The following is a 24426-nucleotide window of genomic DNA, read 5'->3' as shown; positions in this document are numbered from 1 at the left end:
ATGGGCCGGGTGAAGAGAGAGCGACAGCCGCTCTTCGCAAGCCCGATCAGGAGGACTCTCGACAGAGGAGCCGCAGAGCTCTGCGTCGGGTGCAGCCGCGAGTCATGCCGCCCTGTTGGTGACAAGCGGCTTCCGGAAAAACACCTCCCCGACGCCGCCTTCATTCAGCCCGGCGAGCATCCCGCACTCCTCGAACCCCATCCGGCGGTGCCACGCCTGCGGCTCCGGCTCGTCCGCCTGCGACGAGCTGTAGAGTGCGGCGTGCCCCCGGCTGGCGGTCTCGGCCCCAACGTGCGCGAGGAGCGCCTGTCCGACACCGGCGCGGCGGTGAGGCTCCAGCACTCGGATGAGTTCGATGTACGGGAGCTTCGACCACAGCCACTCCAGCCGGAGGTACCCGGCCCTCTCGTCGCCCCGGAGCGCGACGTACACATCGCCGTCGCTCACCTTCCGTCTCACGACGGGGTCCGGGAGATCGCCGTCCCTGGAGACGAAGCCGAGGTCGCTCTCGGTGGCGGCTCGGACGGTGATCTTCGGCTGAGTCACGAGAGGGTCCGAAGATGAGAGGGTGTCAGAGCAGTAGGCCGATCAGTCTCACAAGGCCGAAGGCGGGATGGGATGGCGGGCCGAAGCTATGAACGCCGGGCTGGCGGTTCGGCCCGGCGAGGCGAAAACGCTCGTGTCCCACGTCGGCCTGCAGTGGTGGGCTCTACAGCCCGGCGGAAAGAGCGCCCGTCACTCAACCCACTGGAACCAGATCGAAGTCGGGGATGCGAAGCCCGGCGCGGCTGCAATACTTGATGAGGAGGTCGGTCGAGAACTTCGAGAGTCGGCCGTTGACGATCTCGGAGATCCGCGGTTGGCTTACGCTGAGCGCGTCGGCGGCTTCGGCCTGGGTGTCAAACTCGGCGACGTAGCGTTCGAGCGCATGGAGGAGCCGGGCCTTGAAGGCCATGAGGGCAGCTTCATCAGGGTCATCGTAGAGCGCAGTAAACACGCTGCCGTGTGTGGTTCGAGTCGGACCGGGCATGGTGACAAGGAGGGTGAGGGGGTCGGAGGCAGAACCGTCAGCGTAGGCCCGACGCAGACCGCCACTCAGCGATCTCGCGGTAGAGTTGGGCCGCTTGGTCTTTCTGGCGCTTCGGGAGATCAGTCCCACTCGACGCCTTTTTGTGAACGACGTAGAAGCAGTAGACGGCCTCGGCAAAGCGGGCGACGTAGAACGTCCGATAGGTCTCGCGTTTGTAATCGGTGGTGATGGCGTAGGCCCCTTTTCCGACATACGTGGCAGGCTTGGCGCTCCCGGCTTTCTCCCCCGCCTGAGCGAGATGGAGGGCGTAGCCGATGTCGCGTTGGACCTCGTCCGGGAGAGACGTGAGGACGTCATAGGCGTCCCCCCACCATTCGAGATCCTTGAGTATGTGCGCCATATCAGAATACGTTCGCCTTATATACGCGATGACGTATAATAGGTTCCAACTGTCCTCCAAGAAGTCGCCTCCCGGAGCAGAGAGGTAGGCGCCGTAGGACAGATTGCGGCTCAGCCGCAACGGGCAGCGACCGCAGACGGTGGAAAAGGCAACGTAGACGCCGAAGCCCGGACGAAGCAAGAGCGCTGGAGCCCGTTGTCGGCCTGCAGCCGCGGGTTAACAGGCGTACATGTACGGACCGGGTACATGGGTAACACTTCTGACCGGCAACATGGGTAACAGATCCGTTCACCGGCATAGTCCATCACCAGCCCCGATGCGCTATGCCCTGGATAAAGACCTGCCCCATGACCGAACGCGCCCGCTTCGTCCTCGCCCATCAGCAGGGCCTCTACTCCATGACCGAGCTCTGCGCTCGCTTCAACGTCAGCCGCAAGACCGGCTACAAGTGGCTCGGCCGCTTCGAGGAGGGCGGCCTCGACGGCCTTGCTGATCAGAACCGCGCCCCGAAGACGTGCCCCCACCAGACCCCGCCGGAGGTGGAGGCTCTCCTCGTCGCCTGCCGGGAGGCGCACCCACGGTGGGGGCCACGCAAGCTCCTCGACTACCTCGCCCCGCGTCACCCCGCCCTCGTGCTGCCGATGCCCTCGACGGTCGGGACCATCCTCAAGCGCCATGGTCTGGTCGAGCCACGCCGACGGCGGCGCACGGCGCGGCATCCGGGGGCGGTGCCGCTGACTACCACCGCTCCGAACGAGGTCTGGAGCGCCGACTTCAAGGGCGAGTTCAAGACGCTCGACGGCCTCTACTGCTACCCCCTGACGGTGGCCGACGCGCACTCGCGCTACGTGCTCGGCTGCACGGGCCTGCCGTCGGTCAAGCAGGACGGGGCGAAGGCGCAGTTCGAGCGGCTCTTCCACACCTACGGCCTCCCATCTGCGATCCGCACCGATAACGGGGTCCCCTTCGCTACACAGGCGCTCTGCGGCCTCTCCCGGCTCTCGGTGTGGTGGATCAAACTGGGCATCACGCACCACCGCATCGAGCCGGGCCGCCCGCAGCAGAATGGTCGACACGAGCGGATGCACAGGGACCTCAAGGCAGAGACGACGCGCCCGCCCGAGCGGAATCGGGAGCAGCAACAGGATCGCTTCGACGGCTTCCGCGCGGAGTTCAACGAAGAGCGCCCCCACGAGGCACTCGGCGGCGACACCCCGGCTTCGCACTACCGCCGCTCCGAGCGGGCACTGCCCGAGACGCTATCGGAGCCGGAGTATCCGGCGCACTTCGAGGTACGGTGGGTCTCGAAGTGTGGCACCTACAAGTGGAAGCGGCAGCAGCTCTTCATCAGCCAAGCGCTCGGGCACGAGTGGATCGCCTTCGAGGAGGTAGACGACGGGGTGTGGTCGGTCTACTTCTACGACGTGCTGCTGGCGCGGCTCGACGAGCGCGACTTCAAGCTTCAGGCCGCCGTAGCTTGAGCCGAAAGTGTTACCGATGTGCCCGGTCTAAACTGTTACCTATCTCCCCGGCTCCTACAACAGCATTCGGCGTACATCTTCAACAGAGAACGGTGGCGTCTTGCTGTGAATCACCGCGTGGCAGTTTGGGCAAACGGGACGCAGATCGCGCACCGGGTCAACTTCGTAGTTGTCGCCCACCGCCGCCAGAGGCGTGAGATGGTGGACGTGGATCAACCCGGCTACGGCTGGTCCGTAAGCATCTCCAAACTCCAATTCGCACGCTTGGCAAACGGCACCGTAGTGTTCTAGACAAGCACGGCGGGCTCTCGGGTCTCGCTCGTACCGAGTCAGTTCAACTCGCTTTGGCGCTCCTTCATAGATCGGCCCTCTCTCCCTCGTGGTACTGGCTCGATCCTGTGGGCGGGCGTCCGCCTCGGACCCAACGCGGACATACCCGGGAATGGAACTGATGCCGTCTGGAGCGTGAACGTCCTGAACGATGTTCAGATGCGGACAACCCCGAAAGTCGTCCTCGGTCTCGAACAGCACGTAGCCATTCGGATCGAACAATGCCCCCGGGAATCGGCTGAGTTGGTGGTACCAAGTCCCGTCCTTGTGGTACAGCGCATGCTGGGCGTTTACTCCCCATCGTCTGTTCAGAGTCCGGCCGTTCATAGGCATGAGGTATCAGTAGCCAGCTAACCAAAAGTTCTATGGACGGGGCGCAGCGGCGGAAGCCGCTCGGAACATACCAAGCCCGGGCTCACCCCCCGTACACCGCCGCCGCCTGGCGGTACATCGTCGCGTGGAGGTCGGCCGTCGCCGCGGCCAGCGTCTCGGGCGCTTGGCCGGGCGCCCGCCGCGCGGCGTAGCCGCCCGACAGCAGCAGGCACAGCGGGACGCCCGCCGCCCGGACCGTCTCGCACACCATCCGGTCCCGCGCCGCCAGCCCGTCTCGCGAGAGCGACAGCCGGCCGAAGCGGTCCTCGGCCACCACGTCGACGCCGCCGAGGTAGACGACGAGGTCGGGGTCCGCGTCCGCTAGCACGTTCGGGAGTAGCGTCGCCAGCGTCCCGAGGTAGGCCTCGTCGCCGGTCCCATCGGCCAGGCCCACGTCGCGCGTCGAGGGCGGCTTGCGGAACGGGAAGTTGTTCGCCCCGTGGACCGAGACCGTGTAGACGCCGCCGGCTGGCCACGCCCGGTCGCCCCCGAAGACGGTCGCCGTCCCGTTCCCTTGGTGGACGTCCAGGTCGAGCACGAGCGCGCGCCGGATCCACCCGGACCGTTGGAGCACGCGGAGGCCGACGGCCACGTCGTTGAGCACGCAGAACCCCTCCGGTCCGTCCGGCATCGCGTGGTGCGTCCCGCCGGCCAGGTTGCCCGCGACGCCGTCGAGCAGCGCCATCGACATCGCGTTGATCGTGCCCTGGACCGCCAGCCGGCTCCGCCGGACGAGCGCCGCGCTCTGGGGCAGCCCCATCCGCCGCTCCTCGGTGGGCGCGAGCGCGACGGCCGCGAGCGCGTCGAGGTAGCGCGGCGTGTGGACGAGCAACAGGTCCGCCCAGTCCGCCTCGCGGGGCTCGACGATGTCGGCGGGCGCGATCACGCCCTCGGCGACCAGGAGGTCGCGCAGGGCCGAGAACTTGGCCATCGGGAACGGGTGCCGCTCGGGGAGCGGGACGACGTAGCCCGGGTGGTACGAGACCCGCAGAGGGCGTTGGGGGGTGGGGCCCGCAGGCGAGCGGGAGCGGCGGGGGACGTCGGCAAGGCGCCAGAGGAGATCGGGGCCCGAGCCCCGGCCGACCATGAGAACGCAGCGGACGGCCGCGGACGCCTCGCGCAGCCCGGTCCGCTGGCCCTCGGCGCCCTCTCGGCCTACTGGGCGCCGGCCGTTCCCTCCCGGGGCGGAGCGACGAGCGTGTCGATGGACTGCTCCAGGCTCAGGCCCGTCCGCCGGGCGACCACGAAGGCGTCGAACGGCGTCGTCTCGTACGCCTCCTCGTGGACGTACTGGAGCGCGTAGAGGAACGTCTCGGGGTCGGTGAAGCCCGGGAGCTTGGTGATGAGCGACCCGTCGGTGTCGACGAACACGTTCGTCGGCGTGCCCGAGATGCCCATGGCGCCGCCCAGCTCGCGGCCGGTCACGGCGGCGTCGAAAAACTGCAGCGTGTCGCGGCCCTCGATGTCCAGGCGGACCGGCGCGAAGTGCTCGCCGAGGTAGGCCTGGACGGCGTCGTCGGTGAAGACCTCGGCATCGAACCGGGCGCAGAACCCGCACCACGAGGCGTAGCCGTAGACCAGCACGATCCGGTCGTCGGTCTGGGCCGTCGAGATGGCCGTCTCCATCGAGAGCCAGTCGGGCGCGTCGTCCGGGACGATGGAGGCGTCGACCTGGGCGCCCGCGGCGAGCGGGAGGGCGAGCAGGAGCGCGAGCAGGGCCTTGGTCATTCGGAGAGGAGGCGGTCGATCAGGTCGCGGAACGTGCGTCGGCCGGCGTTCCATGTGTAGGGGGCGAGGGCGTCCGGCGCGGCGGAGGCCCAGCGCGCGCGGCGGTCGGGGTCGAGCGCCCGGCGGAGCGCGTCGGCCACCGACTCCGAATCGGAGGGGTCGGCCAGCACGCCCACGCCGCGGTCGACGACGGCCCGGATCTCGGGGAGCGGGCTCGCGAGGACGGGGACACCGGCCGCAAGGTACTCGAACAGCTTGTTGGGCAGGCTCAAGCGCAGGCTCTCCGTCAGCGGCTCGATCAGGCACGCGCCGAGGTCGGCGCCGGGCGTCAGCGTCGCCAGCCGGTCGGGCGGGACGAACGGGTGGACGACCAGGCGGTCGCCGAGCGTCTCTCGTGCCGCGTCGAGGTCGTCCGCCAGCGCGCCCTCGCCGATCAGGACCAGGCGGACGCCGTCGACCCGGCGCGTCGCCTCCACCAGGGCCGGCAGCCCGCGGCCGTGTCGGAACAGGCCCTGGTAGAGGACCACCACGCGGCCGTCGTCGGGCAGGCTCAGCTCTCGGCCGAGCGCGCCGCGGGCTCCGACGCGGCCCGCTCTCTCCGGCGCGTTGTAGAGGACGGTCGGCCTGGCGATGCCGGCCCGGTCCGCCAGCCGGTCCGCAATCGCGTCGCCGACGGTCAGGACCGCGTCGGCGCGGCGTGCGAACCGGCGCTCGACGGCGCCCCAGAACCGCCCGACCCAGGGGCGGCCGTGGGCCGAGTCGAGGGCGGCGTAGAGCTCGCGCGCGTCGTAGACGAGGGCGGCCCCGTGGCGGCGTGCGGCGGGCGCCAACGCCGGCAACGTGTAGAGGTCGCTCGCCAGGAGGAGCCCGGCCGGCCGCTCGCGCGCGGCGGCGCGGACGGCGCGGTGGGCCCGCCAGAACGCCATCGGGCCGGACCCGCCGGCGACCGGCAGCACGTCGAGGGCGACGCCGGCCGGGAGGGCGCCGGGGTCGCGGGGCGCCGCCGTCTGGACGACGGTCGTGACCACGCCCGCCTCGGCGAACACGCGGAGCTGGCGGAGCGCGCGCGACGAGCCCGTCACGTCGCCGACGAGCGCGAAGAGGGCGGAACGGGGGCGGGGCGCGGCGGTCAGCGGGTCGGTGAAGATGTGCGCGGCAACGGGCGCCAGGGACGAATCGTGACGGTCCAACGTATGTTCTCCACCCGACGAGATGGAGCGCGGATTCGTCCCGGCCTCCACGGTCGGTTTACCCCTCGCGACCGTGACGCTCCGCCGTTTCCTCTTCGCGCTGGCCGCGCTGTCGGTCGGCGTCCTCCTCGGGCTCCCCATCGCCCGGCTGCTCCAGCCGGAGCCCGCGCCGTCCGTGGAGGCGCCGGCGCTGGGCCCGGTCGCCTCGCCCGCCGACGTCGAGACGGTCCAGATCGGGGCCGAGGGGCCCCCGCCGGCCGCCGCCTCCGACGTCCCGGACCTCGTCGACGTCAGCCGCCAGACGGTCGCCGTCGCGCGCGAGGTCGAGCGCGCCGTGGTCTACGTCGAGGTCGAGCTCGGCGCCGGCTATGCGCGGGGCCAGACCGAGGCCGGCAGCGGCATCATCATCTCGCCGGCCGGCTACGTCCTCACCAACGCCCACGTCGTTGCCCGGGCGACGGACGCCATCGTCGTGCTCCCGTCCGACAAGCGCGAGTACCGGGCCGAGGTCGTCGGGACCGACCCGACGACGGACATCGCCGTGCTCCGCCTGTTCGAGGTCGGCGTCGACGACGACGAGCCGCTCCCGGTCGCCACGCTCGGCGACTCGGACGCGCTCGAGGTCGGCGAGTGGGTGCTCGCGGTCGGGAGCCCGTTCCGGTTGCGGAACACGTTCACCCAGGGGATCGTGTCGGCGCTGGGGCGCGGCGGGCTCAACGCGATCCCGAACGAGTTCGCCATCGAGGACTTTATCCAGACCGACGCCGCGATCAACCCGGGCAACTCGGGCGGGGCCCTCGTCAACTTGCGCGGCGAGGTCGTCGGCGTCGTCACGGCGAACGCCTCGGAGAACGGGTACGCGGCCGGCTACGGGTTCGCCGTCCCGATGAACCTGGCCCGCGTCGTGGCCGAGAGCCTGATCCGCTACGGCGAGGTCCGGCGGGGCTACCTCGGCGTCGAGGTGTTCCCGGTCGACCGGGCCGACGCCCGCGAGGCGGGGATGGACGACGTCCGCGGCGTGCTCGTGACCCGCGTCGTGTCGGGCGGGCCCGCCGCTCGGGCCGGCGTCCGCCCCGGCGACGTGCTCTTGGAGGTCGGCGGGAAGGCGGTCGACGAGACGAACCAGTTCCAGAGCCGGCTCGCCATGTTCAGCCCGGGCCAGGCCGTCGAGCTCGCCGTCTGGCGCGGGGGCGAGGCCCGCGCGCTCCGGGCGACGCTGACCGACCCCCGCGACCCGTCGCTCGAGGACTGGTTCGCCAGCACCTCCCCGGCGACGCCGCCGGCGGCGCTGCCCCAGGAGGAGGTCGCCCGGTCCGAGGCGCCCGACTGGGGCGTCCGGTTCCGCGACCTCACCCGGGCCGAGCGGCGCCGGTTCGAGAGCGGGGCCTACGTCGAGACCATCGAGCCGGGCAGCGCGGCCGAGCTCGACGGGCTCCCGCGCGGCACGGTCGTGCTCGAGGTCGAGAGCCAGCCCATCGCGACGGCCGAGGACGCCCGCGTCGCGCTGGCCCGGCTCGCCCGAATGGACCGCCCCGCGCTCCTGCGCGTCCGCCGCCCCGACGGCCGGACGGCGTTCTACGACCTGGCCTCGCCATTTGTCGATTAGGGAGAAGGTCAGATCGGGCGAGGTCAGATCGGGGGATCGGAACGCGAACGTGACAGAAGAACCAGTCGAGCGATGAGCAAGCAGCCAGGAGATCCAAGGGCCGAGGTGCTTCGGCGACGGACGAAGGCGTTCGCGCTCGCCGTCATCCGGTTCTGTCGGACGTTGCCGAACACGGAGGACGCCCGGGTCATCCGTCGCCATCTTCTCCGGTCGGCCACGTCGGTGGCGGCGAACTACCGCGCGGCCGGGCGGGCGCGGAGCCGGCGGGAGTTCGCCGCCAAGATCGGGGTCGTCCTCGAAGAAGCGGACGAGTCGGAGTTCTGGATCGAGCTGCTCATCGACGCCGGGCTCGCCGACGCCGAGCGCACGCGCGAACTCCTCCGCGAGGCCGGCGAACTCGTGGCGATCTTTGCAGCATCGCGGCGGACGGCCACGGGCGAGCGCTGATCTCCCCGTCAGCCTCCCCAATCACCCGATCTGACCTCACCCGATGATCCGATATCTAACTGCCGGCGAGTCCCACGGCGAAGCGCTCGTCGGCATCGTCGAGGGGCTGCCGGCCGGCGTCCCCGTCACGCCCGCCGACCTCGACGAGCACCTGGCGCGCCGGTGGCTCGGGTTCGGCCGGGGCGGACGCGCCAAGGTCGAGCGCGACCGAGTGACCGTGCTCGGCGGCGTCCGCTTCTCGCACACGATGGGGAGCCCCGTCGCGCTGCTCTTGCCCAACGCGGCGTACGAGGCCGACCGGACCGGGTGGCCCGAAAAGATGGCGGTCGACGGCGATGGTGAGGGGGTCGAGCGGATCACGCTGCCCCGGCCCGGCCACGCGGACCTGGTCGGCGCCCAGAAGTACGGGTTCGACCGGCCGCCCCACGGGCCCGACGTCCGCGCCGTCATCGACCGGTCGTCGGCGCGCGAGACGGCGATGCGGGTCGCGTGCTGCTCGGTCGCCCGCCAGATGCTGCGGGCCCTCGGGATCGAGGTCGGCAGCCACGTCGTCCGCCTCGGCGAGGTCGGCCAGGACGATCCGGCCGAGTGGGCGGAGGCGCGCGACGCGCTGCTGGTCGAGGGCGGCGCCCGGGCCGTCTACGAGGCGGCCGACCGGTCCGACGTCCGGATGCTCGACGCCGAGCTGTCGGACCGGGCCGTCGAGCACATCAAGGCCACCAAGAAGGCCGGCGACACCCTCGGCGGCGTCTACGAGGTCGTCGCGACGGGCGTGCCGGTCGGGCTCGGGAGCTACGCCCAGGGCGACCGCCGGCTCGACGGGCGGCTCGCCCAGGCGATCCTGTCGATCCAGGCCCAGAAGGCCGTCGAGGTCGGCGACGGGTGGCTGGCGGGCCGCCGGCCGGGCTCCGAGGTCCACGACCCCATCACGCGCGACGGCGACCGCTGGGGGCGGACGTCGAACCACGCCGGCGGCGTCGAGGGCGGCATCTCGAACGGCCAGCCGCTCGTCGTCCGGGGCACCATGAAGCCGATCCCGACCCTCATCAAGCCGCTCGGCACCGCCGACCTCGCGACGGGCCAAGCCCAGCCGACGCGCTACGAGCGCTCAGACGTCACCAGCGTCCCGGCCGCCAGCACCGTCGCCGAGGCGACGGTCGCCTGGGAAGTCGCCGTGGCCCTCGTCGAGCGCTACGGCGGTGACACGTTCGAGGCCCTCCAGGAACGGGTCGAGGCCGACCGCGCGCGGGGGCTGTAGCCAGCTCGGAACGGGACGGGCGCGGCCCGGCCTCCCCGGTCCCCTTACGGCGTCTCGACGGGTGGCGCCTCGTCCGAGGCCTCGCCGCCGTCCGCCCCGCCGCGGAGCGCCAGCCCGATCCGGGCCGGCTCCGGCGCGTCGCCGTCTTTGGGCACCGGCCACCCCTCGCGCTGGCGCGTCCGGTCGCCGTCGGTCGCCTCGGTCTGGTCGTGGAACAGGACCTGCTGGGTCGGGAACGGCAGGTCGATGCCGGCCGCGAGCAGGGCCCGGCTGACCCGCATCAGCACGGCGTCGCGGAGCTTGACCACGTTCGCCCGCGTCGGGTCGCTCCACCAGCGGACGCGGAGGTTGACCGACGAGCCGGCCAGGTCCCACGTGAGCACGTCCGGCGCCGGGTCCTCCATCACGCCCTCGATGCCCCGGACCGTCTCCAGCGCGATCCGCTTGGCCTCGCCGATGTCGTCGCCGTAGCCGATCCCGACGTCGTACTCGCTGCGGACCATGTGGTAGGCCGTGATGACCTGGACGGGGTCCGAGTAGATCTGCGAGTTCGGGATGATGACGCGGCGGCCGTCGTACGTCCGGATAAAGGTGGCCCGGGTCTCGATGGCCTCGACCGTCCCGGTGTACGCGCCCGACGTGATCTCGTCGCCCTCGCGGAACGGCTCGCGGAGCAGGATGAGGATGCCCGCCAACAGGTTCTGGAAGATGTCCTGGAACGCGAACCCCAGCGCCACGCCGCCCAGCCCCAGCGCCCCGAGCAGGCTCCCGATCGTGAACGTCGGGAAGATGATGACGAGCCCGATCAGGACGCCGAGCACGAGCAGCGCCGCGTAGACGAGCCGCCCGATCACGATCCCGATGCTCGAGTCCTTCGGCCCGGGCGTGACCCGGTGGATCACGCTCCGGATGCCCCGCGCGACAAGCACGAACAGCACGAACACGACGAGCGCGACGGCCACCTTGGGCAGCGCCGCGTAGAACCCGTCGACGAAGCCCTGGACCGTCTCGACGGCCTCCCCGGTCGAGGCCGCGAGGCCGGTCCCCGCCGTGTCCGCAGCGGCCGGCGCCTCGACCAGGTCGGCCCGGGTGATGGTGGTGTCGACGGGGACGGACCCGGAGAACAGCGTGTCGATCTGCATCGGCGGAGCGCGAGCGGGGGAGGGTCGGACGACCAGCCGCCGGCGGGGTTCGCCCCACGAGAGCGCCCCCGCCGGCCGAGACCGACAGGGGCGCGGAGGCCGGAGGCCGGGGTCAGGTGCCGGGCGTCGTGTCGGTCAGGTCCGGCCGCGTCTGCGGGCTCGCGCCGGGCTCGTCGGCCGACGGCTTGAGGACGCGGGGCGCGTCGGTGGCGTCGCGGAGCTTCTCGAGCTGCTCGCGCGCCACGTCGCGCCCGCCCCACCCGAAGGCGATGGCGGCGGCGAGCGCGATGGCGCCCAGGATCAGCCCGAACGCCAGGTTCACGATCGAGTCGGCCAGGCCCATCTGGCGGAGCGCCATGGCCCCGGCGAAGACCAGGATCGAGACGCGGGCGGCGACGGCCAGCAGGTCCGACTGCTCCGAGGCGTTCGACTTGACGGCCTGGTACGCCAGGTTCGACAGGTACAGCCCGACCGCGAAGATCAGGAGCCCCAGCAGCACCTGGCCGGCCAGGACCGTGAACTCGACGATGAGCAGCGCCAAGGCGTCCAGGCCCAGCGCCGCCGCGGCCTCGGTCGCCGCGAACAGCATCACGGCCACCAGGACCACCCAGCCGGCCAGCCCGGCCGGCGTCTTGGTGTCGAGCGCCGTGTCGCGCGCCGGGTCCCGCGTCGGGTCGGTCACGCTCGGCTCGGCCACCTCGCGCGCGGCCGAGCGGAAGCCGAGCCCCTCGAACAGCCGGTTGAACCCGACGCCCGCCAGCAGCGACGCCACGAGGGACGCGAGCAGCCGCCCGACGACGAAGGCGATCCCCAGGATCAGCGCGGCCACGAACACGCGCGGGATGGCCTCCAGGAACTGGCCCAGCATCGCGCTCGCCGGCGCCGTCACGGCCTCGACGTCGAGCGCCTGCAGCGCCGACACGATGACCGGGATCAGGACCAGGATGTAGACGACCAGCCCGAGCAGGTCCGACAGCCGCGTCCTGCCGGTCGCGCGCGACAGCCCGACCCGCTCGCTCAGCGTGTTGACGCCGGCGGCGGCGGCCAGGTTGGCGACGATCTTGCGGAGCACCCGGGCCACGAACGCGCCGACGACCACGATGATGGCGGCCAGCAGCAGGTTCGGCAGGAACGCCAGGATCTCGTTGACGAGCCCCTGGACCGGCGCCAGGATGCCGCCCAGCTCGAGCGTGTCCAGGATGGCCGGCAAGAACAGCAGGATCACGAAGTAGAACACGGCCGTGCCCAGCGTCTCCGCCAGCGACGCGCCGCCGGTGCGGCGGTCGGCCGGCCGGTCGCCGTGGAGCCGCGCGTGGGCCCGGTCGTGGGCCGCCGCCAGGTCGTCGGCGGCGTCCGGGCCGACCTCGCCGGCCGGTGTCGAGCCCCGGCCGCCCGTCGCGACGGGGTCGGTGGCCGGGACATCGGCCCGGCGGGCGGGTGCGCCGTCGCCGTAGTCGCCGGCGCTGGCGACGCGCTCGTCGAGGTTGGCGGCCTGGAGCGCCTTCGTCGTGAGCATCGACAGGACGCGGGCGACGGCGTAGGCCACGATGGCCAGGATCAGCGCGCCGATGAGGTTCGGGATGAACGCGATGATGGTCCCGACGAACTCGCCCAGCGGGCCGCCGACGTCGCCCAGGTCGACGGCGTTGAACGCGGCGATGAGCGCCAACACCATCACGACCCAGAACGCGATCCGCCCGCCGATCCGCTCGGACGAGATCCGGGGCTCGTCGGTGAGCGACGACAGGAACCGGTCGTCGAGCTGGGTCCGCTTGAGGGCGCTCCGCACGAGCCCCTCGACAATCTTGGCCACGACGTAGCCGACCAAGAGGATGAGGACGAACACGAGGACGGGCCACAGCGGGCCGAGCGTCCTCTCGATGTTGTAGAAGAAGTCTTGCACGGGAGCGGGTGTGTGTGAGGGATGGGGGCACCCCGGGGGTTTCATAAATGTTCCGTTTTGAGGAGCATGACACCTCGGCTCGAAAGCGACGAGTGCCCCGAATCCCGAGGGCGACCGCGCGCTACCGCCTGGCCCGTGGGGAGTGGGCAATGACCAGTGGCAACCGCTCGGCCTGACGTTCCATTGGCGACTGGCCGCGAGTACCTCGGCGGCGTCCGATGCGCGAGCGGCCACCCTGGCGAATCCCCCCGACCGCACGCTCGAACGAGGCCTCAGCACCGGCTGGCGGACCCCCCGCCTGATCGCCCATCGCTTCGCTCAAGGGCCGATCAGGCTGTCCCCCTTCAAGGGCAGGGCTGTTAAGTTCTTTTTCGACCACTCAAACAACACGAGTCATTCCCGCGCACGCGGGACCGCGAAGCGTCGGCGCAGCCAATCCATGCGGCGCTCCGCCCACGAGCAGGACCGTATGGGTCCCCGCCTGCGCGGGGATGACTATTGGTTTTACGGAGTCGATTGCGAGAGGCGAGCAGAACTTAACGACCCTGCCCTTCAAGGGGGACGGCTCCCCCGACCTGGGAGCCCTTCGGCTCCGCTCAGGACAGGTCCGCGACCGGAAGGGGAGCAGGGGGTCTGCGCCGGAGCGTGCGGCCACCCTGGCGAATCCCCACGGTCTGCCCGGAGCGGCTGGCCCGGCGGGGTAGCTTCCGCGCTCCCGACGCCCGACCGATCTCCTCGACACCCGACCGATGCCGAGCCGACCCCAGACCGCCCAGGCCACGAGAGCCGCCTTCCTCGACTTTTTCCGGGAGAAGGGCCACGAGATCGTCCCGAGCGCGCCCATCGTCCCCCAGGACGACCCGACGCTGCTGTTCATCAACGCCGGGATGAACCCGTTCAAGGACGTGTTCCTCGGCACCGGCTCGCGCCCCTACGTCCGCGTCGCCGACACCCAGAAGTGCCTCCGGGTCTCGGGCAAGCACAACGACCTCGACGAGGTGGGCCTCGACACGTACCACCACACGTTCTTCGAGATGCTCGGCAACTGGAGCTTCGGGGACTACTTCAAGCGCGAGGCGATCCGCTGGGCCTGGGAGCTCTTGGTCGACCGATGGGGCCTCGACGCCGACCGGCTCTACGTCACCGTCCACCAAGGCGACGACGCGCTCGGGCTCGGCCCGGACACCGAGGCCGCCGACTTGTGGACCGAGGAGACGTCCATCGACCCGGCCCACATCTTGTACCAGCCGTCGAAGGACAACTTCTGGATGATGGGCGAGACCGGGCCGTGCGGGCCGTGCTCCGAGATCCACATCGACTTGCGCGACGACCACGAGCGGGCCATCGTCCCGGGCCAGGACCTCGTCAACAAGGACGACCCGCGCGTGATGGAGATCTGGAACTTGGTGTTCATCCAGTTCGACGCGGTCCGGGCGAGCGACGGGACGCCCGCCCCACCGGACGCCGATGCCGACCCGGCCGCGCAGGTCCACACGCCCATCGTTCTGGAGCCGCTGGCGGCCCAGCACATCGACACGGGGATGGGGTTCGAGCGGATCTGCGCCGTGCTCCAGGGCAAGCGGTCGAACTACGACACCGACCTGTTCACGCCCATCCTCGCCGCCCTCGCCGACCGCGCCGGCCTCAAGCCCTACGACGACTACGACGAGACCGACGCCGACGACAAGCGAGTCCGCGTCGCCATGCGCGTGGTGGCCGACCACGTCCGCACCCTCGCCGTCGCGATTGCCGATGGGGCCTTGCCGGGCAACACGGGCCGGGGCTACGTGCTCCGCCGGATCCTGCGGCGGGCCGTCCGCTACGGGTACCAGGCGCTCGGGCTGCGGGAGCCGTTCCTGGCGTCGCTGCTGCCGGCGCTGGCGGACGAGATGGGCGAGGCGTTCCCGGAGCTGGTCGAGACGCAAGAGACGGCCGCCCGCATCATCACCGGCGAGGAGGAGGCATTTCTGAAGACGCTCGGTGCTGGGATCGATGGGTTCGAATCCGTGGCATCAGTGTTGGTTCAGTACGGCGAGCTTGCCCGTGGGCGGAGGAGCGAGCCGACGGAGGGAAACATGGCTCTGAAGGCGCGCTGGGATCAGGCGGAGGCAGACCTAGTCGATGCCTTCAAGTCAGCAGGAATCACGAACGCACTTTTAACGGTGTACGGTGACGACCTCACTCAGTACGATATCGCAAGCAAGATGCTGAGCGATGCAGCGGATTCGAAGCTGTCCGGAGAGTTTGTCTTCCTCCTCCACGACACCTACGGCTTCCCGTCCGACCTCACCGCGGTCATGGCTCGCGAGCGCGGGCTGTCCGTGGACGAGGCCCGGTTCGAGGAGCTGATGGGCGAGCAGCGCGACCGCGCCCGCGCCGCCGCCGGATTCTCCGCCAGCGACGAGCAGGTCGACCTGTGGGACGCGACGGCCGACACGCCGGCCGAGGTCGCCTTCGTCGGCTACGACCGGCTGGCGGTCGAGGGCGCGCGCATCCTGAAGACGCGGACGGTGGGGGAGGGGGACGACGCCCGCCACGAGCTCGTCTTGGACACGACCCCGTTCTACGCCGAGTCCGGCGGCCAGATCGGCGACACCGGCACGCTGCGCGTCGGCGACGAGACTGTCTCCGTGCTCGACACCGTCAAGGGCGCCGACGGCGCCGTCGTCCACGTCGCCGACCGGCTCCCTGCCGACCGCGACGCCGACGTGATGGCAACTGTCGACGCCGACCGGCGCCAGCGGATCATGCGCCACCACACGGCGACGCACTTGCTGCACGCCGCGCTCCGCGAGGTGCTCGGCACGCATGTCCAGCAGAAGGGCTCGCTCGTCGCGCCCGACCGGCTCCGGTTCGACTTCTCCCACTTCGAGAAGCTGACCGACGACGAGCGCCGGGCCGTCGAGGACCGCGTCAACGCGCTCGTGCTCCGCAACATCCCGAAGGACGAGGCCCGCGACGTCCCGCTCGATGAGGCCAAGGCGCGCGGGGCGATGGCCCTGTTCGGGGAGAAGTACGGCGAGCGCGTCCGCGTCATCACGTTCGACCCCGACGTCTCGGTCGAGCTGTGCGGCGGGACGCACCTCGGGGCGACGGGCGAGGTCGGCCTGTTCCGGATCACGGCCGAGGGGTCGGTCGCCTCGGGCGTCCGCCGGGTTGAGGCCGTCGCGGGCGAGGCCGCGCTCGACTGGCTCCGGGGCGAGCTGGCCGAGCTCGACGCCGCGCGCGCCCAGTTCAAGCAGCTCCCGGACGGGTTGGCGCTCGCCGTCGAGGGGATCCAGCACGACCTGAAGTCGCTCGAAGCAACGATCGCCGGGCTCCGCCGCGAGCAGGCCGCCGCCGGGCTCGACCGGTTCCTGTCCGAGGCCGAAGCCGTGGGCGAGGTGCGCGTGGCGACGGGCGAGGTCCCGGGCGCCGACATGGACACCTTGCGCGACCTGGCCGAGACGGCCCGCAACCGGATGACGGCGACGGGCGGCGGCGTCGCCGTGTTCGGCGCGGCCGACCCGGACGAGGGCAAGGCGTTCCTGGCCGCGTCCGTCACCGACGACCTGGTGGCCCAGGGCGTCCAGGCCGGCAAGCTGGTCGGCGCGCTGGCAAAAAAGGTCGGCGGCGGCGGCGGCGGGCGACCGACGCTCGCGACGGCCGGCGGCAAGAACCCCGACGGCCTGGCCGACGCGCTCGGCGCCGCCGCCGAGGAGGTCCGCCGACTGCTCGAATAGAGCGCGTTGCGCAGTGAGTCAGCCCGTCGGCGAGTCCGAAACAGCCTGGCGAGCGGAATCGGGTTCCCTCTCCACCTCTCGGGGGCAATGGAGCACGAGGGTCTCGTGACGCTTCCGACCCCTCACCCTGTCCCTCTCCCACGGGGAGAGGGGACCTCGCGAGCGACTCCGAGACGTCCCCGGCCGGTTCTCACAGACCCACCGACTCTGGACGGCCTCTTCACCGACCGCCGGGCGCTCCGGTCGGTCGGTGCCCGTTGGACCGGCTCTCTCGTATCCTCCCGCCCATGACTCGCCTGCTCGCGTTCGCCGCCCTCCTCGTTGCCCTGCCCGCTGGGGCCCAGGAGACGTTGCTGATCGAAGACGTCGCCACCCATTCCGCCGGGATGGGCCGGACCGACGGCCCGTTCACGCTCGTCTCGCTCCGCGACGGCGCCCTCGTCGTCGCGCCCGAGGCGACCGTCCGTGCCGACTCGGCCTCGGCGGCCTGGGACCTCGGAATCCGGGGGACGGAGGTGATCCTGAACGGCGGCGCCAGCGGCCCGGGCGGGCTCCGCGGCGCGCTCGTCGCCGAGCCGTTCGACGCCGTCACCGCCCTCCCCGACACGCTCATGGCTGACGGCGAGGGCGAGTGCCCGCGCGGCGCGGCGCGTGTCGTCTGCCACGGGTCCGGCAACGGCTGGTACACCTACGCCGGCAACGGCGTCGAGCCGGTCGCTGGCCGGACGCTCGTCGTGGTTCGGCCCGACGGCTCGGCGGCCAAGGTCCGGTTCGTCCGCTACGTGCTGGGCGAGGAGGTGGGCGGCGTCCGCCCGCGCTTCGTGACGCTCGAGGTGGTGCCGCTCGGGGCGGGGAGCTAGGTGACGCCCGGCGCCCGGTCCGGCCGCGACGCGCTCGCGTTCCACGCCGCGTTCGCCGTCGTGGCCGGGCTGACGCTCGCGCTGCCGGCGCCCGCGCTGGGCTGGCGGGTGCTGGCCCTCGTCGCTCTCTACAACGTCGCGCTGCCGGTCGTCGGCCGGGTGCGGCGGCATCACGGGTGGGTCGCACTGTGGGCGTTCCTAGCCCCGCTGAGCGCGTTCCAGGTGGTCCCCGACGCCGTCCTGGCCGACGTGCTCGGCTCGCTCGACTTCCCCGACACCGGCGGCCCGCGCCTGGGCCCGACGCCGCTCGCGATGGCCGGCATGTGGACGATCCCGCTGTGGGGCGCCCTGTTCGTCGCCGAGCGCCTGAGCCGGGGCTCGGCCGCTCGCGGGGCCGCGTGGGCGGCGGCGCTGACCGGCGTGTTGCTCGTCGGCGCCGAGGCGACGCTGTGGGCCGTCCCCATCTGGCGGGCCGTCGACGTCGCGACGGTCGGGCCGGTGGCGTGGTACGTGATCCTGCCTGAGGTACTGCTTGGGGCCGTCTCCTACCTCGCGTTCCAGCAGACGCGGCGGCGGTCGGTCGCCGTCCGCGTGGCGGCGGCGGCACTGGTGTCGCTGGTCTACCTCGGCGCGCTGGCGGCGTCGTACTGGATGATCGAGGTCGCCTGAGGCGCCCGGCCGTCGGCGTTCCGGGACTCTTCACCGTCCGGCGGCGGACGCCCGCGAGGCGCCGGCGTAGTTTGGCGACCCCCAGACGGAGAGGTGCCAGAGTGGTCGAATGGGGCGGTCTCGAAAACCGTTGTAGGCGCAAGTCTACCGAGGGTTCGAATCCCTCCCTCTCCGCCAGACGCCCCGATTCGCTCAGGATCGGGGCGTCTACTCGTTTATGCCGAGTCGTTCCACCGCTCCCTGTTCTGGATCTGGACGATCGTGTTGTGAGCGACACCGTACGTCGCCGCGAGCGTTCGGACCGCGACAGTACCTCGGGCATCGCGGATGTCCGAGACGTCCGACGCCGTCAACGACGATTTGTAGTGGCTCGCACCGCTCGGGTGGTTGCCTCTGCCGCGGCTCTCGCGGTCATGGGCGTTGTCTTTGTGAGTCCCAACTTCGAGGTGGTCGGGGTTGACACATAAGGTCTTGTCGCATCGATGCCGCACGACGAGACCGGGCGGGATAGGACCATGCACCTGCGCGAACGCAAATCGATGGGCGAGATGGTTCTTCCCACACCGCTTTAGTCTCCCATAGGCCTGGCCACTCCGGTTCCGGATCGTGTAGCCTTTCCAGATCCAACACCCGCCGGGATCAACCTCGACTCGTTCGAGGAACTGGCGCCGGAAGAGGGTTTCTTGCATATCGACAACGTACAGCGGTCCAAGTCCGCGAGCCGGTCACCCTCTCCGCCGAGCGGCCCCGACTCGCCCTGAGTCGGGGCCGCTCTTCGTTGACGTCACCAGGCCGGGCCCCGAGGCCGAGGATCGTCGCGGCGTGGGCGGTCCGGGGGGAGAACGTCGGGCGGCGGGGGGCCGTCGTCGAGGTGGGGTGGCCGGGCCGGAATCCGCTCCATCTCGCTCGCCGGTGGACGCGGTGAGTCGTCGCCCGGCGTCGGCTCGGCCGGTGGGGCGACGGCGCGGGCCGACTCGAACAGGGCCCGCTCGGCGGCCCGGCGACGGACCAGCCCTTCGAGTCGCCGTCCGCCGGCGAGCACCCAGCGGTCGAACTCGGCCGCGGCCTCGTCCCACCGCCCTTCGTTGAGCCGCGCCAGCAGCGTCGACGACGCGAGGTTCGACGCGCCCAGGTTGTACGTGAAGCTGACGAGCGCGTCGAACTGGGCCTGCGCCAGCGGGACCTCGACGTGCCGGACGACGGCCGCCCCGTACGCGCCGACGGTGTCGGCCAGGAGCCGCCGGCCCTGGGCCTCGGTGAGCGGCGGGGCCAGGTCGTCGGGGAGCGCGCCAGTCCACCCGTAGCCGATGGTCCGGACGCCGACGGCGTCGAGGTACCAGTCGGGCTCGAACCCCTCGAACTGCTGGATGAGCGTGAGGCCGGGGTCCGAGATCCGGAGGGCGGCGTTGTCGGGATGGGGCATGGAGGTGGGGGAGGGCGGACGACGGAACGTAGGACGGCGGCGCTGCGCGAGCGCTCGCGCGGTCGGGACCACCGCGCCCCCGAGACGGCTCTCCCCATCCCCCGGGTGGCCGAGGCGAGGGGCCTCGGGACAGGCTCGGACGACCCCTCACCCTGTCCCTCTCCCGCGGGGAGAGGGGACCTCGTAGGAGACGACGGGATCTCGTCACGCAGCCGCGGACCGATGGGCCGGCGTCGTCGCGACGGCCCTGGCCGCGCGCTCCAGGGGCCGGGCTAGCGGACCGGAGGCGCTACCTTTGAACCCGCCGTTCCGCCCTCCACACGCCATGCGTCGCCTCTCGCTCCTCGTCCTCCTGGCCCTCGCCGGGCCCGTCGTGGCCCAGCCCGTCGACCTCGCCGAGGTCCGCGCCCAGCCGCTCGACGGCGGCAAGATGTGGCTGTTCGAGGACCCGCCGACCGAGTACCTCCAGGAGACCTACGGCTTCGCGCCGGACGAGGCGTGGTACCGCCGGGCCCGGCTGGCGTCGCTCCGGATGCCCGGCTGCTCGGCCTCGTTCGTGTCCCCGAACGGGCTCGTGCTCACCAACCACCACTGCGCCCAGCGCCACGTCGTCGCCGTGGACCGGGGGGGCGAGGGGCTGCTCGACAACGGGTTCTCGGCGACGTCGCTGGACCAGGAGCGCCGCGTGGACGGCCTGTTCATGGACCAGCTCGTCGCCATCGACGACGTGACCGACGCGATGAGCGCGCCCGTCGACGCGGCCCAGACCGACGCCGAGCGCCGGGCGGCGTTCGAGGCCGCCGAGGCCGAGGTGACCGCCCGGCTCCTCGCGCCCTACGGCATCACCGCGCCCGACGCCGACGCCGACGACTACGTGGTCCAGGTGGTCGCGCTGTACAACGGCGGCCGGTACTCGGCGTACACGTTCCGGCGCTACCGCGACGTCCGTCTGGCGATGGCGCCCGAGCGGTCGCTCGGCTTTTTCGGCGGCGACCCCGACAACTTCACCTACCCCCGCTACGCCGCCGACTTCGCCTTTTTCCGGATCTATGGCGACGACGGGCGCCCGCTGGCGTCGCCCGAGTTTTTCCCGCTCTCGGACCAAGGCGTCGAGGCCGGGAGCCTGGTGTTCGTCATCGGCAACCCGGGGAGCACGTCGCGCGGGCTGACGGTCGCCGAGCTGGAGTTCCTGCGCGACGCCGGGCTCGTTGGCACGCTGGCCTACATCGAGTCCCGCGAGGCGGCGCTCCGGGCGTTCCTGGAGACGGGTGAGGACCCGAACCCGGACGAGCTCCGCAGCCGGATCTTCGGGCTCAGCAACGCGCGCAAGGCGTTCGGCGGCCGGCTCCGCGGGCTCAGCGACCCCGAGATCATCGCCCGCCGCGCCGACGCCGAGCGGTCGTTCCGCGCCGCCAGCCCGGAGGCCGCCGCGCTCATCGACCGGCAGGCGGCGGTCCAGGCCGAGAAGCGCGAGATGGCCGCGGCCTACCGCGCGTTCCCGACGCTCTTCAACTCGAATTATGGATCGGCGCTGCTCCTCCGCGCCCGCGCCCTCGCCCGGGGGGACGCCGAGGCCGTGACCGCCGTCGAGGAGCGGCCCGAGGTGTTGGAGCGGGCCTACCTCACGGCCGAGGTCGACGCGCTCCGCCGCTACTACCGCGACCAGGGCGAGGCGCTGCCCGACGCGCTGGAGGGCGAGACCGCCGAGGCCGCCGCCGACCGGCTCTTGGCGACATCGCTCGCGGCCAACCCCGCGCCCGACCCCGCCCAGGCCGAATACGACCCGGCGGTCGCGCTCGCGAGGGGCCTGCTCCCCCAGATCGAGGCGTTCGACTCGGCCCGCGCCGGGCTGGCGGCGCGCGAGGCCGACATCGCCCGGCGGCTCGGCCGCGCCCGGTTCGCGACCTACGGCAACGCCGTCCCGCCCGACGCCACGTTCTCGCTCCGGTTCACCGACGGCATCGTCTCGGGCTACCCCTACAACGGCACACTCGCGCCGCCCATGACAACGCTGTTCGGGTTGTTCGACCGCTACCACAGCTTCTGCACGTCGGGCGCGAGCGACCCCTGCGAGTGGGACCTGCCCGCGCGGTGGCTCGACGCAAAAGACGACCTCGACTTGTCGACGCCGGTCAACTTCACGTCGACCTCCGACACCATCGGCGGCAACTCGGGCTCGCCGACGGTGAACCGGGCCGGCGAGCTGGTCGGGCTCAACTTCGACCGGACCATCGAGGGGCTCGTCCGCGACTACCTCTACGCGCCCGAGCGTGGCCGCAACGTGATGGTCGACACGCGGCTGGTGGTCGAGGCCCTCGCGAACGTGTACGGGCTCGACGGGCTCGTCACGGAGATCCGCCAGGGGACGCTGCGTCGGTAGCCGCGAGGGTCAGCGGGAGCGTGCGGACGACGGTCGCGCCCGTGGCCTCGTCGGTCACGCGGACCTCGACCGTCACGCGGTCGTCGCGGTCGGTGAGCGCCGACAGGTCGATGGCGACGGCCTCGCGCGTCGTCGCGCCGTCGGCGGTCAGGGTGAGCGCGCTCGACGCCCGGCGCTGGCGGCGCCCGCCGAGCAGGCCCGCCAGGCCTCCGCGTCGGCCGTCGGCCGTGACGCCGTACTCGACCGTGTAGCGGGCGACCCCGTCGGCGTCGGTCGCCAGCCCGTAGACCTCGAACACGACCGCGAGCGGAGCGTCGCGCGCGACGGACCCGCCGGCGACGCCGAACGGGACGTAGTCGCCGAGCGTCAAGTCGTTCGGGTCGGCCGCGAGCTGGTCGGCCGGGAGGCGGACCGGGAGCAGGTCGCTCGCCTCGAACCCGGTCGGCGCGAGCGCCGGCACGCCCGCCGTTCGGACGATGGCGCGGCGCGCGACCGTCTCGCTCGCGAGCGCGGCCACCTGAAGCGTGACGTGGGCGACGGCGGGCGCGGGCCGGATCGAAACCGCTCGGGGAGGACGCTCCGTCTCGCTAGCCGACTCGGCCACCGCCAGCCGTTCCGACCACGCGGCGACCGGCTCGAAGGCGTCGTCGGCCGCCGTGACCACGACGTCGAGGCCCGTCACGCGCTCGGCGCCGGCCAGGCTCGACAGCGTCGCCCGCTCGATGGGGGAGAGGGCGAGGGCGTCCGGGCCCAGAGCCCACACCACGTCGATCCGCGTCGTCCCGTCGGGCTCGCGAAAGCGGACCGTGCGGACGTCGAGGGCGAGCGCGGGGGCGTGCCCGCCGGCCAGAGAGACGGACGCCGGGACCGTCTCCGCCCGGCGCTGGCGGAACTCGCGCTCGATCCGCTCCAATTCGGTGAGGTCGGCGAGGAAGGCGTCGGGCGGAAGGATGGAGCCTATCGAGCCGGGCGTAGCGAGCTCCTGGTGCTCCTGGTACCGGACCAGTCCGTCCCAAATGCGTCCGTACTCCGGGACGAACGCGAAGACAGGCCGGAGCAAGTCGACCAGCCCGGCCGCGACCAGGCCCGCGCGGGCCTCACCCCTCGGCCCATACGTAGAGCCGTACTGGAGTTCGAGGGGGAGGATCTCGCGGACTGTCCCCTCCTCGAACCCGCTGACGCCCGTGAACAGGAACACCGCGTCGGCGCCGACGGACGGGTAGCGCCAGATCTCGGGCCGGACGAACGTGTCCGTGTCGCGAGCCAGGGTGAGACTGAACGGCTTGCGGACCCACTCGGGCGGGCCGAGCCGGAGCAGGACGCGCCCGCGCCCGTCGAGACCGGACGGGTGCCGGGTGCTGGCGTACTCGGCCTCGGCCTGGATCACACGGGCGAGGTGCTCCGGCAGCCGCTCGTTGGCAGCGGTCGCCGGGACCGGGTCCCGAGACCGCCACCAGCGGAGCGCGTCGGCACCGGTCCCGGTCGGCCACGTCGCCAGCTCGCCGTCGAGGCCGAGGTCGGGCGCCAGCGGCGCCAGCTGCGCGAGGTGGCGACGGACGATAGCGGAGTCGGTCGGCGACAGCGCCCAGTCGGCGGCGGCCAAGAGGGTGAGGTACGCCGGGACCGCGACGGCAGGGTCGGACCCGGCCGTGCGCACGATGGCGTCGGCCTGGGCGAGCGGCTCGCGGGGCGGCTCCACCACCGCTGGCGGCGCGCACGCGGCCAGCGCGGCCAGCGCTCCGATCAGCCAGAATGCGCGGGCAGACGAGGGACGCATCGGAGCGGGGACAGACGAGACGGGGCGGACCGTCGGCGGGCGCGAGCTCGGACCGGGACCCGCATGGGGACAGCCGCCCGAATGGGCGTCCGGGTCACGACCTCGGCTCCACGATACGGCCGCCTACTCCTCGAACACCTGCGACGGGTACGCGCCGGCCTCGGGCCGGACGATCCGGACGAGCCCGTAGCCGGCCCGCTTGTGGCACGTGTTGCAGCCGTCGACCATCCGGGCGTAGGCCGCGTCGAACCGGGCCCGGTCGCCGCTGGCGGCGGCTTGGACGAGCGCGTCGGCGCGGGGGTCGGCGACCTCGGCCGCGATCGCGCTCACGTCGATCCCGTCGACCACGTAGCCGCCGTCGATGACGCGGCCCGCCCGCTCCGAGATCTTGTCGGCGTAGAACGCGGTCAGCGCGGCGTTGCCGGCGTCGGACGCGAGCGCGGCCTTCTCGACGTAGCGTTGCATCAGGACCATGTGGTCGAGCAGCGTCGCCTCGTCCGCCGCGGCCCGGCCGACGCGCTCGACCTCGCGGCCCTCGACGGTCGGGAACGGGGGGACGAAGACGGCGAACAGGGCCGTCACCAGCGACAGCAGGGCGACCAGGAGCGAGACGAGGGAGACGGCGAGCGCGCGGGTCACGGGCGGAGCGGGGAGGAGGGACGGGGACGCCCGGCGACCGGTGGGGATTCGCCCGGTCCGCACGGCGGC

The 24426-nt window shown here is 72.0% G+C and carries 20 protein-coding genes and 1 tRNA gene; 9 read left to right on the top strand and 12 right to left on the bottom strand.

Translation table 11 applies throughout. The annotated features are described in order from the left end of the window. Positions 1 to 102: 102 nt before the first annotated feature. The 3 genes from ACOOHE_RS12495 to ACOOHE_RS12485 all read right to left on the bottom strand — a co-directional run bounded on the left by ACOOHE_RS12495 (position 103) and on the right by ACOOHE_RS12485 (position 1610). Complete coding sequence (locus tag ACOOHE_RS12495) at positions 103 to 546, bottom strand: GNAT family N-acetyltransferase (RefSeq protein ID WP_420454413.1); 444 nt, start codon at positions 544 to 546, stop codon at positions 103 to 105. Between the two features lie 193 nt (positions 547 to 739). After that, on the bottom strand, positions 740 to 1030 hold the full coding sequence (locus ACOOHE_RS12490) for a helix-turn-helix domain-containing protein (RefSeq protein ID WP_420454412.1): 291 nt from the start codon (positions 1028 to 1030) through the stop codon (positions 740 to 742). A gap of 37 nt (positions 1031 to 1067) precedes the next feature. After that, positions 1068 to 1610: a type II toxin-antitoxin system RelE/ParE family toxin gene (locus ACOOHE_RS12485; protein ID WP_420454411.1), complete on the bottom strand. Its 543-nt coding sequence runs from the start codon at positions 1608 to 1610 to the stop codon at positions 1068 to 1070. A gap of 143 nt (positions 1611 to 1753) precedes the next feature. Here ACOOHE_RS12485 and ACOOHE_RS12480 point away from each other — a divergent pair, with 143 nt between their 5' ends. Next, positions 1754 to 2911, top strand: coding sequence for an IS481 family transposase (locus ACOOHE_RS12480; protein ID WP_420454410.1), 1158 nt, complete (start codon positions 1754 to 1756; stop codon positions 2909 to 2911). Positions 2912 to 3656: 745 nt separating this feature from the next. Here ACOOHE_RS12480 and ACOOHE_RS12475 read toward each other — a convergent pair. From ACOOHE_RS12475 to ACOOHE_RS12465, 3 genes are all read right to left on the bottom strand, one after another. Continuing rightward, a complete protein-coding gene (locus ACOOHE_RS12475) occupies positions 3657 to 4544 on the bottom strand; it encodes a histone deacetylase (protein ID WP_420454409.1) in 888 nt (295 codons plus the stop codon). A 224-nt stretch (positions 4545 to 4768) separates the two neighbouring features. Next, complete coding sequence (locus ACOOHE_RS12470; protein ID WP_420454408.1) at positions 4769 to 5341, bottom strand: thioredoxin family protein; 573 nt, start codon at positions 5339 to 5341, stop codon at positions 4769 to 4771. Then, positions 5338 to 6531, bottom strand: a complete 1194-nt coding sequence (locus tag ACOOHE_RS12465) for a glycosyltransferase (RefSeq protein ID WP_420454407.1) — start codon at positions 6529 to 6531, stop codon at positions 5338 to 5340. The genes ACOOHE_RS12470 and ACOOHE_RS12465 overlap by 4 nt, the downstream gene beginning before the upstream one ends. A gap of 73 nt (positions 6532 to 6604) precedes the next feature. Between ACOOHE_RS12465 and ACOOHE_RS12460 the strand changes: the two genes are divergently transcribed. The 3 genes from ACOOHE_RS12460 to aroC all read left to right on the top strand — a co-directional run bounded on the left by ACOOHE_RS12460 (position 6605) and on the right by aroC (position 9842). After that, positions 6605 to 8137: a trypsin-like peptidase domain-containing protein gene (locus ACOOHE_RS12460; protein ID WP_420454406.1), complete on the top strand. Its 1533-nt coding sequence runs from the start codon at positions 6605 to 6607 to the stop codon at positions 8135 to 8137. A gap of 72 nt (positions 8138 to 8209) precedes the next feature. Then, positions 8210 to 8584 (top strand): four helix bundle protein, encoded by a 375-nt coding sequence (locus ACOOHE_RS12455; protein WP_420454405.1) that lies wholly within the window; start codon positions 8210 to 8212, stop codon positions 8582 to 8584. A 43-nt stretch (positions 8585 to 8627) separates the two neighbouring features. Continuing rightward, the gene (aroC, locus tag ACOOHE_RS12450) at positions 8628 to 9842 is read left to right on the top strand and encodes a chorismate synthase (protein ID WP_420454404.1); all 1215 of its coding nucleotides are present in this window, start codon (positions 8628 to 8630) and stop codon (positions 9840 to 9842) included. A gap of 44 nt (positions 9843 to 9886) precedes the next feature. Here the strand turns inward: aroC and ACOOHE_RS12445 are convergent, their stop codons facing one another. Together ACOOHE_RS12445 and ACOOHE_RS12440 are read right to left on the bottom strand one after the other, a co-directional pair. Then, a complete protein-coding gene (locus tag ACOOHE_RS12445; protein ID WP_420454403.1) occupies positions 9887 to 10984 on the bottom strand; it encodes a mechanosensitive ion channel family protein in 1098 nt (365 codons plus the stop codon). Positions 10985 to 11096: 112 nt separating this feature from the next. After that, entirely contained in the window at positions 11097 to 12887 is a 1791-nt protein-coding gene (locus tag ACOOHE_RS12440; protein ID WP_420454402.1) for a mechanosensitive ion channel, read from the bottom strand. A gap of 749 nt (positions 12888 to 13636) precedes the next feature. On the opposite strand from ACOOHE_RS12440, the gene alaS reads away from it, so the two are divergent. The 4 genes from alaS (at position 13637) to ACOOHE_RS12420 (ending at position 18315) form a co-directional block, all read left to right on the top strand. Further along, positions 13637 to 16609, top strand: coding sequence for an alanine--tRNA ligase (gene alaS, locus ACOOHE_RS12435; protein ID WP_420454401.1), 2973 nt, complete (start codon positions 13637 to 13639; stop codon positions 16607 to 16609). Between the two features lie 287 nt (positions 16610 to 16896). Continuing rightward, positions 16897 to 17469 carry an HmuY family protein gene (locus ACOOHE_RS12430; protein ID WP_420454400.1) on the top strand — a complete coding sequence of 191 codons (573 nt, stop codon included), beginning with the start codon at positions 16897 to 16899 and terminating at the stop codon, positions 17467 to 17469. Then, complete coding sequence (locus ACOOHE_RS12425; RefSeq protein ID WP_420454399.1) at positions 17470 to 18138, top strand: DUF6989 domain-containing protein; 669 nt, start codon at positions 17470 to 17472, stop codon at positions 18136 to 18138. A gap of 87 nt (positions 18139 to 18225) precedes the next feature. After that, positions 18226 to 18315 (top strand) — tRNA-Ser (locus ACOOHE_RS12420). A gap of 38 nt (positions 18316 to 18353) precedes the next feature. On the opposite strand, the gene ACOOHE_RS12415 is transcribed toward ACOOHE_RS12420, so the two are convergent. Continuing rightward, complete coding sequence (locus ACOOHE_RS12415) at positions 18354 to 18827, bottom strand: HNH endonuclease signature motif containing protein (RefSeq protein ID WP_420454398.1); 474 nt, start codon at positions 18825 to 18827, stop codon at positions 18354 to 18356. Positions 18828 to 18922: 95 nt separating this feature from the next. Next, positions 18923 to 19561, bottom strand: coding sequence for a lysozyme (locus tag ACOOHE_RS12410; RefSeq protein ID WP_420454397.1), 639 nt, complete (start codon positions 19559 to 19561; stop codon positions 18923 to 18925). A 325-nt stretch (positions 19562 to 19886) separates the two neighbouring features. Between ACOOHE_RS12410 and ACOOHE_RS12405 the strand changes: the two genes are divergently transcribed. Then, positions 19887 to 21941 carry a S46 family peptidase gene (locus tag ACOOHE_RS12405; RefSeq protein WP_420454396.1) on the top strand — a complete coding sequence of 685 codons (2055 nt, stop codon included), beginning with the start codon at positions 19887 to 19889 and terminating at the stop codon, positions 21939 to 21941. Here ACOOHE_RS12405 and ACOOHE_RS12400 read toward each other — a convergent pair. Beyond that, positions 21907 to 23718, bottom strand: a complete 1812-nt coding sequence (locus tag ACOOHE_RS12400; RefSeq protein ID WP_420454395.1) for a GWxTD domain-containing protein — start codon at positions 23716 to 23718, stop codon at positions 21907 to 21909. The two genes, ACOOHE_RS12405 and ACOOHE_RS12400, sit on opposite strands and share 35 nt — an antisense overlap. 123 nt (positions 23719 to 23841) lie before the next feature. Beyond that, positions 23842 to 24357, bottom strand: a complete 516-nt coding sequence (locus ACOOHE_RS12395) for a hypothetical protein (RefSeq protein ID WP_420454394.1) — start codon at positions 24355 to 24357, stop codon at positions 23842 to 23844. Positions 24358 to 24426 lie beyond the last annotated feature (69 nt).

The sequence above is a fragment of the Rubrivirga sp. genome, assembly GCF_965213695.1.
Classification (GTDB): Bacteria; Bacteroidota; Rhodothermia; order Rhodothermales; family Rubricoccaceae; genus Rubrivirga.
This window is presented reverse-complemented; position numbering and strand designations above follow the sequence as displayed.